Annotated in this window: 15 protein-coding genes; 9 read left to right on the top strand and 6 right to left on the bottom strand. The window is 67.6% G+C overall.

Annotation, left to right across the window (positions count from 1 at the left end):
• The first annotated feature begins 46 nt into the window (after nt 1–46).
• Nucleotides 47–1,414 carry a uracil-xanthine permease family protein gene (locus ON43_RS25330; RefSeq protein WP_051179173.1) on the top strand — a complete coding sequence of 456 codons (1,368 nt, stop codon included), beginning with the start codon at nt 47–49 and terminating at the stop codon, nt 1,412–1,414.
• Between the two features lie 72 nt (nt 1,415–1,486).
• Here ON43_RS25330 and ON43_RS25325 read toward each other — a convergent pair whose 3' ends face one another.
• Genes ON43_RS25325 through ON43_RS25315 form a run of 3 tightly spaced genes read right to left on the bottom strand, consistent with a single transcriptional unit; the run spans nt 1,487 to nt 4,136 of the window.
• The gene (locus ON43_RS25325; protein WP_040811370.1) at nt 1,487–1,906 is read right to left on the bottom strand and encodes a molybdenum cofactor biosynthesis protein MoaE; all 420 of its coding nucleotides are present in this window, start codon (nt 1,904–1,906) and stop codon (nt 1,487–1,489) included.
• Nucleotides 1,899–2,918 (bottom strand): bifunctional molybdenum cofactor biosynthesis protein MoaC/MoaB, encoded by a 1,020-nt coding sequence (moaCB, locus tag ON43_RS25320; protein ID WP_040811369.1) that lies wholly within the window; start codon nt 2,916–2,918, stop codon nt 1,899–1,901. The genes ON43_RS25325 and moaCB overlap by 8 nt, the downstream gene beginning before the upstream one ends.
• Before the next feature lie 12 nt (nt 2,919–2,930).
• Complete coding sequence (locus ON43_RS25315; RefSeq protein WP_040811367.1) at nt 2,931–4,136, bottom strand: molybdopterin molybdotransferase MoeA; 1,206 nt, start codon at nt 4,134–4,136, stop codon at nt 2,931–2,933.
• Nucleotides 4,137–4,243: 107 nt separating this feature from the next.
• Here ON43_RS25315 and moaA point away from each other — a divergent pair, with 107 nt between their 5' ends.
• The 3 genes from moaA (at nt 4,244) to ON43_RS25300 (ending at nt 6,052) form a co-directional block, all read left to right on the top strand.
• Nucleotides 4,244–5,302 (top strand): GTP 3',8-cyclase MoaA, encoded by a 1,059-nt coding sequence (moaA, locus tag ON43_RS25310; protein ID WP_040811366.1) that lies wholly within the window; start codon nt 4,244–4,246, stop codon nt 5,300–5,302.
• Complete coding sequence (locus ON43_RS25305) at nt 5,295–5,537, top strand: MoaD/ThiS family protein (protein ID WP_040811364.1); 243 nt, start codon at nt 5,295–5,297, stop codon at nt 5,535–5,537. The genes moaA and ON43_RS25305 overlap by 8 nt, the downstream gene beginning before the upstream one ends.
• A 92-nt stretch (nt 5,538–5,629) precedes the next feature.
• Nucleotides 5,630–6,052 (top strand): DUF1003 domain-containing protein, encoded by a 423-nt coding sequence (locus tag ON43_RS25300; RefSeq protein WP_040811362.1) that lies wholly within the window; start codon nt 5,630–5,632, stop codon nt 6,050–6,052.
• Nucleotides 6,053–6,107: 55 nt separating this feature from the next.
• Here the strand turns inward: ON43_RS25300 and ON43_RS25295 are convergent, their stop codons facing one another.
• The 3 genes from ON43_RS25295 to ON43_RS25285 all read right to left on the bottom strand — a co-directional run bounded on the left by ON43_RS25295 (nt 6,108) and on the right by ON43_RS25285 (nt 8,472).
• Nucleotides 6,108–6,887: a phosphotransferase gene (locus ON43_RS25295; RefSeq protein ID WP_040811360.1), complete on the bottom strand. Its 780-nt coding sequence runs from the start codon at nt 6,885–6,887 to the stop codon at nt 6,108–6,110.
• Nucleotides 6,888–6,999: 112 nt separating this feature from the next.
• Nucleotides 7,000–7,836: an NAD(+) synthase gene (gene nadE, locus ON43_RS25290; RefSeq protein WP_040811427.1), complete on the bottom strand. Its 837-nt coding sequence runs from the start codon at nt 7,834–7,836 to the stop codon at nt 7,000–7,002.
• Between the two features lie 57 nt (nt 7,837–7,893).
• Entirely contained in the window at nt 7,894–8,472 is a 579-nt protein-coding gene (locus ON43_RS25285) for a TetR/AcrR family transcriptional regulator (protein ID WP_040811425.1), read from the bottom strand.
• 241 nt (nt 8,473–8,713) lie between these two features.
• On the opposite strand from ON43_RS25285, the gene ON43_RS25280 reads away from it, so the two are divergent.
• The 5 genes from ON43_RS25280 (at nt 8,714) to nrdE (ending at nt 13,649) form a co-directional block, all read left to right on the top strand.
• Nucleotides 8,714–9,280, top strand: a complete 567-nt coding sequence (locus ON43_RS25280; RefSeq protein WP_040811423.1) for an NAD(P)H-dependent oxidoreductase — start codon at nt 8,714–8,716, stop codon at nt 9,278–9,280.
• Nucleotides 9,281–9,377: 97 nt separating this feature from the next.
• Entirely contained in the window at nt 9,378–10,301 is a 924-nt protein-coding gene (locus ON43_RS25275) for a G1 family glutamic endopeptidase (RefSeq protein WP_083913708.1), read from the top strand.
• A gap of 450 nt (nt 10,302–10,751) precedes the next feature.
• Nucleotides 10,752–10,991 (top strand): redoxin NrdH, encoded by a 240-nt coding sequence (locus tag ON43_RS25270; protein WP_040811357.1) that lies wholly within the window; start codon nt 10,752–10,754, stop codon nt 10,989–10,991.
• 43 nt (nt 10,992–11,034) lie between these two features.
• Nucleotides 11,035–11,505 carry a class Ib ribonucleoside-diphosphate reductase assembly flavoprotein NrdI gene (gene nrdI, locus ON43_RS25265; protein ID WP_040811355.1) on the top strand — a complete coding sequence of 157 codons (471 nt, stop codon included), beginning with the start codon at nt 11,035–11,037 and terminating at the stop codon, nt 11,503–11,505.
• Between the two features lie 38 nt (nt 11,506–11,543).
• Complete coding sequence (nrdE, locus tag ON43_RS25260) at nt 11,544–13,649, top strand: class 1b ribonucleoside-diphosphate reductase subunit alpha (RefSeq protein WP_040811354.1); 2,106 nt, start codon at nt 11,544–11,546, stop codon at nt 13,647–13,649.
• The last annotated feature ends 29 nt before the right edge of the window (nt 13,650–13,678 follow it).

The raw sequence follows: 13,678 nt of genomic DNA, 5'->3' as shown, positions 1-13,678 counted from the left end.
GCCGCTTAGCCTGACCAGCAACTGACCCGGAAGGAAGACAGGGCCAATGACTTCGCCTCACCCCGTCGACACGCGGCTGCCGTGGCATCGGCTGCTGGTGTTCGGCATCCAGCACGTGCTGATCATGTACACCGGATGCGTCACCGTGCCGCTGGTATTCGGCGCGGCCGCGGGCCTGGACAAGTCCACCGTGGCCCTGCTGATCAGCGCCGACCTGCTGGTGGCGGGCATCATCACCATGGTGCAGAGCCTCGGGCTGGGGAAGTTCGCGGGCGCACGGCTGCCGATCATCACCGGCGCCACCTTCGTGGCCATGAGCCCGATGATCCTGATCACCAAGGACTACGGGATCCAGGCCATGTACGGATCGCTGCTGCTGGGCGGCGTGATCGGGATCGCGCTGGCGTGGCCGTTCGCCTCGCTGGTGCGGTTCTTCCCGCCGCTGGTCAGCGGGACCGTGCTGACGGTGGTCGGCATCTCGCTGATCGGGGTGGCGGGCGGCCTGGTCGTCGGCAGCGATCCCAAGGCGGCGACCTTCGCCTCGCCGTCCCGGATCGCGCTGGCCGCAGCGGTATTGGTCGTCGCGCTGGTGTGCACGGTGCTCGGCCGGGGCGTGTGGTCTCAGCTGGGCGTGCTGATCGCGCTCATCGTCGGCATCGTCATCTCCATCCCCATGGGCCTGATCAAGCTCGACGGTGTCTCGAAGGCGTCCTGGCTGGGCGTGCCCCACCCGTTCCATTTCGGCGCACCGCATTTCCCGGTGACCGCGGTGGTGGCCATGACCATCGCCATGGCCGTCATCTTCGCCGAGTCCACCGCCAGCATGCTGGCCATCGGCGAGATCACCGGAAAGCCGGTCAGCCGTGGCGATCTGGCGCGCGGCCTCATCGGCGACGGCCTCTCCGCCGTCCTGGCCGGGGTGCTGAACTCGTTCGCGGACACCATCTTCAACCAGAATGTCGGCGCGCTCGCCAACACCCGCGTGTTCAGCCGCTACGTGACCGCGGTGAGCGGCGCGATCCTGGTGCTGCTGGGCCTGGTGCCGCGCTTCGGCGCACTGGTCGCGGCCGTGCCCCAGCCGGTGGTCGGCGGCGTCGGCCTGGTGCTGTTCGCGACCATCGCGGTCATCGGCGTCGACACCCTGCGCAAGGCCGACCTCTCCGATCGGGTGAACCTCAGCATCATCGCCGTCTCGATCGGCGTCGGCCTGGTGCCGGTGCTGACCAAGGGCATGTTCGAGAAGTTCCCGTCCTCGGCCCAGATCATCCTCAACAGCGGCATCAGCCTCGCCGCCATCACGGCCTTCACCCTCAACCTGGTGTTCAACCACACCAAACTCGGCGAATACGCCCGCGGCACAGCCACTCCCGCCGCCCCCGAGCCGGACACCCCCGACGCGGTCGCCGCCACCTGATCCCCCCTCCTCATCGGGGAAGCCGAAGCCGTGGATTCCGTACGGATCCACGGCTTCGGTTTGTCCGCGGCATCATCCGCAGGCGTTGACCCATTCGGAGAGGCCGTCGGCGAACATCTGACGCTTCCAGATCGGGACCTCGTGCTTGATGCGGTCCACCAGTTCGGCGCAGGTCTGGAAGGCCTCCGCGCGGTGCGGGGCGGCGACGGCCACGACGATCGCGAGATCACCGATGGTCAGTGAGCCGATGCGGTGGACCGCGGCGACCGGCAGGCCCGAGGAGGCGGCGACCTCTTCGCACACCTTGCGCAGGAACTGTTCGGCCTGCGGGTGCGCGGAGTACTCCAGCGACGAGACCGATTGGCCGCCATCGTGATCGCGCACCTTGCCGGTGAAGACCACGATGCCGCCGTGGTCGGGGCCGCTCACGGCCTTCTCCACCTCGGCCGGGTCCAGCGGGTGATCGCTGATGCGAGCGAGCAGCTCACTCATGGTTGCCTCCTCCGGCCACCTGGGCCAGCAGATGTTCGAGAATCGGGGTGAGCACGGCAATGCCGTCCTTCACCCCGCCCGGCGAACCGGGCAGATTGACGATCACGGTGCGCCCGGCCAGGCCCGCCACGCCGCGGCTCAGGGCGGCCAGGGGGAACTTCGCGGTGCCCGCCTGGCGGATGGCGTCGGCGACGCCGGGGAGCTCCCGATCGATAAGGGCCAGAGTGGCTTCCGGGGTGGCGTCGGTGGGGGAGGCCCCGGTGCCGCCGGTGCTGATCACCAGATCGGGTTCGCTCGCCAGGGCGTCGGAGAGGCCGAAGGAGATGTCGGCGTCGGCGAATACCAGCGGGCCGCGCACCGAGAAACCCTGCTCGGCAAGCCATTTCGCGAGGACCGGGCCGGTGGTGTCGGTGCGGGTGCCCGCGGCGACACCGGTCGAGGCCACCACGACCGCGGCCGTGCGGCCCGCACCCGCGAGGGAAGCCGGTGCGGCGGCGGGGGTTTCATGCTTCTCGTGGTGGTGCTTCCGGTGCTGCTCGGCCTCGGGTCGCACCCAATGTCCGTGCTTGCCACCCTCTTTGGTGACCAGTCGCACCCCGTTCAGCGTGGCCGCCGGATCCACGGCCTTCACCATGTCGTGCAGCGTGAGCCCCGCGACCGCGACCGCCGTCAGCGCCTCCATCTCGACGCCGGTCGGCCCCTTGGTCTTCGCCGTCGCCTCGATGGTTATGGAGTCCTCGGTGAACCCGAACGACACGTTCACCGACGACAACGCCAGCTGATGGCACAGCGGAATCAGCTCGGAGGTCTTCTTCGCGCCATTGATCCCGGCGATGCGGGCGGTGCTCAGCACATCGGCCTTGGGCATATCGTCGGCCCGGACCAGCCGGATGACCTCGGGGGTGGTCCGCAGTTCGCCCGCGGCGACCGCGATGCGGGCGGTGTCGGCCTTCGCGCTCACGTCGACCATGCGGGCGCGACCTTCACGGTCGACATGCGACAACTCACTCATCACAACAGCCTTTCACAGGGGCCGGACGGCGACGATCGTGCCCGCGGACACCTCGGTGGCGGCGGCCGGGATATCGATGAGCACATCGGCCTGGGCCATGGACGCGATCAGATGCGAGCCCTGACCCGACACCAGCGCGACCCCGTCCTCGGCGAGCTTGCCGCGCAGGAACTGTCGCTTCCCGGCGGGGGAGCGGACCGAATCCAGCAGCGGCAGTTCGGAAATCGGCAGCGCGGGCAGCCCGGCCAGCTCGCGCAGGATGGGGCGCGCGAAGACCTCGAAGGACACCATGGTGCTCACCGGGTTGCCGGGGAAGCTCAGCACGGGCACGCCGTCCACCAGGCTCAGGCCCTGCGGCCCGCCGGGTTGCATTGCCACCGAACCGAATTCGCCGCCCTGCGTGCCCAGCACCTCCTTGACCACCTCGAAGTCGCCCATGGAGACGCCGCCGGAGGTGAACACCACATCGGCCTGCGCGACCGCCTCGGCCAGCCGGATACGGAACTCGGCGTGATCGTCGGTGGAATGCGCGACCGACACCACCTCGACGCCGTTGTCGGCCAGCGCCGCCGCCAGCGCGATGCCATTGGAATTGAAGATCTGCCCGGGCAGCAGCACGGCTCCGGCGGGCCGCAATTCGTCGCCGGTGGTGAGGACCGCGGCGCGCACCCGGCGCAGCACCGACAGCTCACCCAGCCCGACCGCGGCCAGTGCCGCGATGTGGCGGGGCCGCAGCAGCTTGCCCGCGGCGGCCAGCAGCTGTCCGGCCCGCACGTCGGTGCCCGGCTCGCGCACGAAATCGCCACTCGCCCTGCTGGTTCGGATCGTCACCGTGACGCCGTCGGAGTCGGTGTGCTCCACCGGCACCACGCAGTCCGCGCCCGGCGGCACCGGCGCGCCGGTCATCACCTTCACGGCCGCGCCCGCGGGTAGCGTCACCGCCTCGGTGTTCCCGGCCGCCACCACGCCGATCAGCGGCAGCGTGGCGGGCACGATGGCCACCGATTCGGCCGCCACCGCGTACCCGTCCATTGCCGAATTCCGGAATACCGGCAGGTCCAGGGGCGAATACACATCCACGGCCAGCCGCCGGCCCAGCGCCTGATCCATCGGAACCGGCTCGGCGATCCGGTCGGCCAGCGGCCGCAGCGCATCCTCGATGCGCCGGCGGTGGTCGTCGACTGGTCGGGCCGGGGCGAGCGCGTGCCGGGAACTCATGCTGGTGAGCCTATACGCGGGTGGAACCTCCGATTCGTGACCGGCCGATCGGCGGGCCCGGCTCGTGCGAATCTACAAAGGCTTGCGCACCCGGCAATAATGGTCGAATGACCGTGGTCGCGATGGGCATGCCCGCTGTGCGAACCGGGCGGCCCGCTATGGACGGCCGCCCGGACACGCCATTCCTGCTGGACCGGTTCGGCCGGGTCGCGCGGGATCTGCGGGTGTCCATCACCGAGAAGTGCTCGCTGCGCTGCACGTACTGCATGCCCGAGGAGGGCCTGCCGGCCATTCCGGCCGATGAGCTGCTCTCCACCGACGAGATCGTCCGCCTGGTCACCCTCGCGGTGCGCGAACTCGGCGTTCACGAGGTGCGATTCACCGGCGGCGAACCGCTCATGCGCCGCGATCTGGAGCAGATCATCGCCGGGTGCCATGCCGCGCTGCCGGATACGCCGCTGGCTATGACCAGCAATGGCGTCGGGCTCGAGCACCGCGCCCGCAAGCTCGCCGAGGCCGGGCTGAGCCGCATCAATGTCTCGCTCGACACCGTGGACCGCGATGGCTTCCACCGCCTGACCCGCCGCGACCGCCTGGATTCGGTGCTCGCCGGGATCCGCGCCGCCATCGCGGCCGGGCTCACCCCGCTCAAGGTGAATGCCGTGCTCATGCGCGAAACCCTGGACGGCGCAGCCGATCTGCTGCAGTGGTGTCTGGACGAGGGCGCGGAACTGCGCTTCATCGAGGAGATGCCGCTCGACGCCGACCACGAGTGGGCGCGCGCCAACATGATCACCGCCGAGGAACTGCTCGAGGTGCTCGGCAAGCGATTCAGCCTGACCGAGGTCGGCCGCGAGGATCCTTCCGCCCCCGCCGAGCGCTGGCAGGTCGACGGCGGCCCGGGCACCGTCGGCATCATCGCCTCGGTGACCCGCCAGTTCTGCGGCGACTGCGACCGCACCCGCCTGACTGCCGACGGCCGGATCCGCTCCTGCCTGTTCAGCGATCAGGAGTACGACATTCGCGCCGCCCTGCGCTCCGGCGCGACCGACGCCGATATCGCCGGACTCTGGCGCGGCGCCATGTGGAACAAATCGGCCGGGCACGGCATCGACGCCGCCGGCTTCGTCCCGCCCGAACGAACGATGGGAGCCATCGGTGGTTGAGGTCCGCTATTTCGCCGCGATCGCGGACGCGGTCGGCAAGGACAAGGAGACCCTGGACCTCCCGTCCGGGGCCACCGTCGGCGACCTGCGCACCACCCTCGCTGCCACCTACGGGCCCAAACTCGACCCGATGCTGAAGGTCTGCGCCTACCTCATCGGTGACGAACTCACCCGCGACGCCACCGCGACGCTGTCCCCGCGGGTAGACGTGCTCCCGCCCTTCGCGGGCGGCTAGCGTCCTGGCGCGCCGCGTCGAATCCGATTTTCACTGCCGCGCGCTAACATTCGGCCGGTCCCCGCACGCCTCAGCCAGGAGACCGCCCCGCAATGACGCAACCGACCGACCCGACCCCTACGCCGACCCCGGGCCATCCCGCCTTCGTCGAGGTTCAGCAACAGCGCGCCGCCAGCATGCAGCTGCGGGTCGCGGACTGGATCACCAAGTTCGCGGGCTCGATGCACTTCGTCTACATCCACGCGGTCGGCTTCGCGCTGTGGATGATCTTCTTCGAGGACAGCCCGTGGCCGACGCTGACCCTCGTCGTCTCGCTCGAGGCGATCTTCCTGTCCACCTTCGTCATGATCGGCCAGAACCGCCAGGCCGACTTCCAGCAGGCCAAGGCCGATCACGACTTCCAGGAACAGGAACTCGAACTCAAGACCAACACCGAACTCACCCGAGCCATCCACATGATGACGGCCGAACTCCACCGCCGCCTCATCGAGGAGCCGGATCAGCACAAGAACTAACGGGCCGATCAGCTGCCGAGATTCGCGATGAACGTCCACCACCGCACAGACAAGCTCAGTGATGACAGGCCGCGCGGAGTCGCTCGACCACTCCGGCGACGCCGCTGCGCACCATGCCGGGTTCGTCGACATCGAACCCGCGCAGCACCTCGAACCAGGGCCCGAGCGCATGCCAGTTCTCGGCGCGGGCGCGCAATTCCGGTGTGACGCCGTAGGTCTCGGCGACGGCCCCGGCGAATTCCGGCGAGGTGCCGAACAGCGACCAGGCCAGGTCGATCGCGCGGTCGCCGAGATGGGCGTCGCCGAAGTCGATGATTCCGCTCACCCGTCCGGCCACGGCGAGCACATGGTCGGGGCCCAGATCGGCGTGGACCACGGTGTCGGCGGGGGACTCCAGGATCCGGTCCAGTAGCGCGGTGGCGGCCGCGGTCAGCGAATCCGGAAGCAGCGGAAGAACTTCCCGGCGGCAGCGGGTGTCGGCCCAGGCCCGTTCGCGGTGGGTGTGGTCGGCCGCGGGCAGGCCCAGAGCCACCGCCTCGGCGGGCGGGACGTCGTGCAGGGCGCGGACGAAGCGGCCGATGGCCTCCCCATTTTCCGGGGTGTACGCGTCGATGGGCTCGCCGGGAATCAGCGCGTGCCGGACCACCAGCGGTGATTCGGAGACCACGGTCGGAATCGGCACGGGCAGCGGGAGCCGCGGTGCGAGCCAGGGCAGCAGCCGCGTCTCCCGCAGCAGTTGGGCGTCGATCTCCGGCCGCCGCGGCCGTCGCTCCACCCAGCGGTCGTCCACCAGGGTGGCCGAACTGTCCCATCCGTTATCGCCGTCGAAGTTCACGCGTCGACCGTAGAAACCGTGACACGGCGACAGCAAACGCTTTTCGCGTCCGTGCGCCGACCAGCCGCCGACGCTGAGCCGGTATGGCGGGCCGTCGTGACCGCTGCCGGGCCTACTTCCACCAGGTGTCGAGCGGGGTCACCGGGACGGTCCGCTTGTGGCGGGTATTGCGGAAGATCGTCTCGAGCTTCTCGGCGACCTCCGGGGCGACGGGCTTGCCCTCGAGGTAGTCGTCGATCTGGGAGTACTTGAGCCCCAAGGCTTCCTCGTCGGGCAGCGACGGGCGGTCATCCTCTAGGTCGGCGGTCGGCACCTTCTGCCACACGCTCGGCGGCGCGCCGAGTTCCTGGAGCAGGGCCGCGCCCTGGCGCTTGGTGAGACCGGTCAGCGGGGTGATGTCCACGCCACCGTCGCCGAACTTGGTGAAGAAGCCGGTGACCGCCTCGGCGGCATGGTCGGTGCCGACGACGAGGTGGTTGAGCTGTCCGGCGATGGCGTACTGCAGGACCATGCGCTCGCGGGCTTTGATATTGCCGCGCACGAAGTCTCGCAGCTGCGGCTCCTGATGCAGTTCCAGGATGCCGGTGGCGGCCTCGCCCGCGGCCGCGTCGGCGCTGGGCTTGACGTTCACCACGACGGAGCGGTCGGGCTGGATGAACCGCAGGGCGATCTGCGCGTCCTCCTCGTCGAACTGCACGCCGTAGGGGAGGCGCACGGCCACGAAGGTGGCGTCATGGCCCTCGGCGCGCAACTCCTCGGCGGCCAGCTGGCACAGGCGACCGGTGAGCGTCGAGTCCTGGCCGCCGCTGATGCCGAGCACGAAGCCCTTGGCGGGCGTGGAGCGCAGATAGTCCTTGAGGAAGTCGATGCGCCGCCGCACTTCGATTTTCGGTTCGATGGTCGGCAGCACGCCCAGTTCGGCGATGATCTCTTCGCGCAGGTTCCCCATGGCCACACTGTACTTGGCGGCCACCACGCGCCCTCGGCGGCTGTTCGGGGACCGGGACTATTCGGGAGCCGGGGCGGTCACCTGCCGGACCAGCATCGCCCAGTGATCGCCGATCTGATCCAGCGTGTAGCGCAGCACGCGGATCTGGTGCAGCACCAGCGCGGCGTCCAGCGTGGCCATCAGCGAATCCGCGGTCAGCGAGATGTCGCCGGGCGCCCCGGCCTGCCGGAGCAGCAGCGACACATGGGTTTTCGCGACGTTGTAGGGCGGCCCCGCGTACTGCCCGCCGATATCGGCATTGCGGCGGACATCGCCCTCCACCTCGACCAGCGCCAGCCGCGCCCGGCCGAAGGCGATGAGCCGTTCCACCGGCGGTCCGCCCGGCCCCAGCGGCGGCGGCCCGAACATATAGGCCCACTGCAGCTTCTGATCGGACTGATCCAGCAGCGCCAGCATCAACCCCGCCCGATTGCCGAAGCGGCGGAACACCGTACCCTTGCCCACGCCCGCCAGCTTGGCGACCGCGTCCATGGTGACCGCGTCCGCGCCCTGCTCGCGCACCAGTGTCTCGGCGGCGTCGAGCAGCAGCTGCCGGTTGCGGGCGGCGTCGCTGCGCTCGTGCGAGCTGCCGGGCATGAGCAGCGGCACCGAATGCGGCGGCGGCTGCTGATTGCCGACGGGCTCGATGGACAGGGAGATATTGGGCAGGTCGACGGCGTCGCCCTTCGAGGTGTCGCGTGGCCTCGCTGGGGTTTCGCGGGGGGTGTCGCGTGTCACAGCCGTTGTGCTCCTACCCGGGAATGTAAGCGGACTGGGGTCCGGTTACAGTCTATCGAAAGTTCCGCCGCTGAATCAGTAACCCACTGGAGTGATCATCATGTCGCAGACCCGCATTCTCGTCCTGGTCGGCAGCCTCCGCGCCGCGTCGATCAACCGCCGTCTGGCCGAGGCCGCCGTCAAGACCGCTCCGGAGGGCGTGGAGCTGGCCATCTACGAGGGCCTCGGGGACATCCCGTTCTACAACGAGGACATCGACGCCGAGGGCAAGGTCCCGGCCGCCGCGCAGGCGCTGCGTGACGCCGTCGCCGCCTCCGACGCCGTCCTCTTCGTCACCCCCGAATACAACGGCACGCTGCCGGCCGTGCTGAAGAACGGCATCGACTGGGCCTCCCGCCCCTACGGCGCGGGCGCGCTCAAGGACCGTCCGGCCGCCGTCATCTCGGCCTCCATCTCCGCGAACGCCGCCAAGTGGTCGCACGACGACGCCGTCAAGGCGCTGGGTGTGGCCGGTGCGAACGTGGTCAAGGAGGCGTCGCTGCACTTCGGCACCATCGGTTCGCGCTTCGTCGAGACCCACCCGGCCGACGACGCCGAGGCCATCACCCAGCTGGCCGCCACCGTGCGCCTGCTGGCGGAGACCGCCGCCGCTCGGGCGAACGTGTAACAAACCCCAGCGATCACACGCTGAATTCAGCGCAAGGCCACGGCTTTTCGGCCGTGGCCTGCCGCATTTCCGGACCGTTCGGGACTACCGTCGAGCCATGAAGCTACCAACGGGCAACTCTGCGTGGAGCCGTTGTTTCATGGCGGTCACCCTGGCCGTCTCCGCCGCCTCGGTGGTGGTGAACGCGGCCGACGCGGCGGCCGAAGCGAGCACCTCCGATATCTCCGGGGCGAGTGCCGCCAATGTCCGCCTCTACCTGGGCAACTGGGCCGGGTACGTGGTGCGGGGTGATTTCCGGGAGGTCAGCGCCACCTGGGTGCAGCCCGAGGTCGACTGCCTCGACCCCGGCGTACTGCAGCGCGTGGTGCCGTGGGTGGGCCTGAACGGCGCGCAGGGCCTCAACGGCCAGGTCGCGCTGCCGCTCATGCAGACCGGCGTCGAATCCCTGTGCGCCAGTGACGCGGCCGTGTATGCGGCGCTGCCCGGACTTCAGGTCGAGACGCTCGCCGCCGGGATGGCCTACGCCGATCCGCGGCTGGCCGGGACGGTCATGAACGCCGGGGCCAAGGTCTCGAATGCCCTGGGGGCGGCCGCGAACGGGCTCTGTTCGCTCGGCATGTTCCGCGGCCTCTGCACGCCGGACAAGGAAGTCGACGGATGGTGGGAGGGCTATCCCGACCCGCCCGTGAGCTATGACGACGTCGAGGTCCACCCCGGCGACACCATGCATTCCGCGGTCACCTGGGACGGCGCGAACTACGTCATGACCCTGGAGAACCGCACCGCGCACTGGACGCGCACCACGGTCGCGCCCTCGACGGTCCCAGCCCGGACCGCGGAGATCGTGGTGGAGGGTCACCTCGACGCTGCGCTGCCGGGCTTCCAGCCGATCACCTTCACCGAGATCAGCATCGACGGCCGCCCGCTGTCGGACTACGACGCTCAGGTCTACGGCATTCCGGCCACCAATCGATTGCTGGCGCCCGGTCCGGTCGACGGCGCGTCGTTCACGATCGGCTAGACGGCTGGAACACGCCGCGACACGCCGAGCCGAGCGGGGCCCCTGAAATTGGGGGCGGGGCTCGGCGGCCCGGCAAACCGGGTGGTCGCTCGAGCCTGCTGTGACTCGTGAGAAGCCTGTTGATCAGCGGTGATGGTGTGTTTGCTGGAAATGAACTGTAGGTCCAAATTGTGATGTGCGTCGCAGTCGTGTCGAGTTGCGAATCGAGTGTCCAGGTACTTACGGCACCGGAATTTCACCTTTGTGAGTCGCAACATGTCGTGTTGTATGAATCTGTCGGCCACTAGGTGTAGTGTCTTGGGAGCTGGAAGGCCACTAGGCGAACACCTCGAAGTTCACCGAGTGAGCTGGGGCTTCGGTTCCGCTTCCAGGGGTTTGCGCACTTACTACAGGGATCTTGTTTCAGCCGTGCACTGCCGACGGACCGAAGGCAAGGAGAAGGGGATACCAATGACCATCACCGTTTACACCAAGCCCGCTTGTGTCCAGTGCAACGCGACCTACCGCGCCCTCGACAAGGCCGGTGTCGACTACGACGTCATCGACATCTCCGAGAACCCCGAAGCCCGCGACTACGTCATGGCCCTGGGCTACCTGCAGGCCCCCGTCGTCGTCGCCGGTGACGACCACTGGTCCGGCTTCCGCCCGGACCGCATCAAGTCTCTGGCCGACGCGGTCGCGGTGGCATAACCCGCCACCTCCTGCAGGTTCGTCCGAATCGAAAGGAGGGAAGATGGCCGAGATCTCCGGTGAGACACCGAATCTGGTCTACTTCTCGAGCGCTTCGGAGAACACGCACCGCTTCGTCGAGCGGTTGGGTATCCCCGCCGTTCGCATACCGCTTCATACCGCCGACTCGCTTCGCGTCGAAGATCCCTACGTGCTGATCGTCCCCACCTACGGGGGAGGTCGGCACGTTTTGGGTGGACAGCGATCCGACAAGGAATTCGTCCCCCGTCAGGTGGCCAAGTTCCTCAACGATCCGCACAACCGCGCCCTGCTGCGCGGCGTGATCGCGAGCGGCAACACGAACTTCGGCGATACGTACTGCTATGCGGGAGAAGTGATCTCACGTAAGGCAGGGGTCCCGTACCTGTATCGCTTCGAACTCATGGGAACTGCCGAGGACGTCGCGCGCGTCCGAGAGGGATTGGACTTGTTTTGGCAACGACAACAGCACCGGTCGGAAAGACTGCCCGCGTAGAGCGTCCCGTCAGCGGCGACTCCGCGACCACCGAGGGCATGGACTACCACGCCCTCAACGCGATGCTGAATCTGTACGGCCCCAACGGCGAGATCCAGTTCGACAAGGATCGTGAGGCCGCGCACCAGTACTTCCTGCAGCACGTCAACCAGAACACGGTGTTCTTCCACAACCTGCGGGAGAAGCTGGACTACCTGGTCAAGGAGAACTACTACGAGGTCGAGGTGCTCGACCAGTACAGCTTCGACTTCACCAAGCGGCTGTTCAAGCAGGCGTACGCCAAGAAGTTCCGCTTCCCGACCTTCCTCGGCGCGTTCAAGTACTACACGAGCTACACGCTCAAGACCTTCGACGGCAAGCGCTACCTGGAGCGTTTCGAGGACCGGGTGTGTCTGGTCGCCATGACCCTGGCCGCCGGTGACGAGAAGCTGGCGTCGGAACTGGTGGACGAGATCATGGACGGCCGTTTCCAGCCGGCCACCCCGACCTTCCTCAACTCGGGCAAGAAGCAGCGCGGCGAGCCGGTGTCCTGCTTCCTGTTGCGCATCGAGGACAACATGGAGTCCATCGGCCGCTCCATCAACTCCGCCCTGCAGCTGTCCAAGCGCGGCGGCGGTGTGGCCTTGCTGCTCAGCAATATTCGTGAGCACGGCGCGCCGATCAAGAAGATCGAGAACCAGTCCTCGGGCGTCATCCCGATCATGAAGCTGCTGGAGGACTCGTTCTCCTACGCCAACCAGCTGGGCGCGCGCCAGGGCGCGGGCGCGGTGTACCTGCACGCGCACCACCCCGACATCTACCGGTTCCTCGACACCAAGCGCGAGAACGCGGACGAGAAGATCCGCATCAAGACGCTCTCGCTGGGTGTGGTGATCCCGGACATCACCTTCGAGCTGGCGAAGAAGAACGAGGACATGTACCTCTTCTCGCCGTACGACGTCGAGCGCATCTACGGGGTGCCGTTCGCCGACATCAACGTGACCGAGAAGTACTACGAGATGGTCGACGACAAGCGGATTCGCAAGTCCAAGATCAAGGCTCGCGAGTTCTTCCAGACCCTCGCCGAGCTGCAGTTCGAGTCGGGCTACCCGTACATCATGTACGAGGACACCGTGAACCGGGCCAACCCGATCGCGGGCAAGATCACCCACTCCAACCTGTGCTCGGAGATCCTGCAGGTCTCCACCGCCTCGGAGTTCAACGACGATCTGTCCTACGCCAAGGTGGGCAAGGACATCTCGTGCAACCTGGGTTCGCTCAACATCGCGAAGACCATGGACTCGCCGGATCTGGGCAAGACGGTGGAGACCGCGATCCGCGCCCTGACCGCGGTGTCGGATCAGACCCACATCTACTCGGTGCCCTCGATCGAGCAGGGCAACAACGAGTCCCACGCCATCGGCCTGGGCCAGATGAACCTGCACGGCTACCTGGCGCGTGAGCACGTCCACTACGGCTCCGAAGAGGGCATCGACTTCACCAACATCTACTTCTACACGATCGCCTACCACGCGATTCGCGCCTCGAATCTGCTCGCGCAGGAGCGGGGTTCGTACTTCGGCGGCTTCCCCGAGTCGAAGTACGCGTCGGGCGAGTTCTTCGACAAGTACACCGAGCAGGTGTGGGAGCCCAAGACCGAGCGGGTGCGGCAGATCTTCGCCGACGCGAACGTCCACATCCCCACCCAGGACGACTGGCGCGAGCTCAAGGCCCTGGTCATGAAGCACGGCATCTACAACCAGAACCTGCAGGCCGTGCCCCCGACCGGTTCGATCTCCTACATCAACCACTCGACCAGTTCGATTCACCCGATCGCGTCGAAGATCGAGATCCGCAAGGAAGGCAAGATCGGCCGCGTCTACTACCCGGCCCCTTACCTGACCAATGAGAACCTCGAATACTTCGAGGACGCCTACGACATCGGCTACGAGAAGGTCATCGACACCTACGCGGCGGCCACCCAGCACGTCGACCAAGGCCTGTCGCTGACCCTGTTCTTCAAGGACAGCGCCACCACCCGCGATGTCAACCGCGCCCAGATCTACGCCTGGCGCAAGGGCATCAAGACGCTGTACTACATCCGCATCCGCCAGATGGCTTTGGAGGGAACCGAAGTCGAGGGCTGCGTGAGCTGCATGCTCTGACGAGTGGTATCGATAAAGGGCGTCCCGGC

The organism is Nocardia concava NBRC 100430 (genome assembly GCF_000308815.1).
Classification (GTDB): domain Bacteria; phylum Actinomycetota; class Actinomycetes; order Mycobacteriales; family Mycobacteriaceae; genus Nocardia; species Nocardia concava.
The sequence above is the reverse complement of the archived record's forward strand: the minus strand, read 5'-3'. Positions and strand labels throughout refer to the sequence as shown.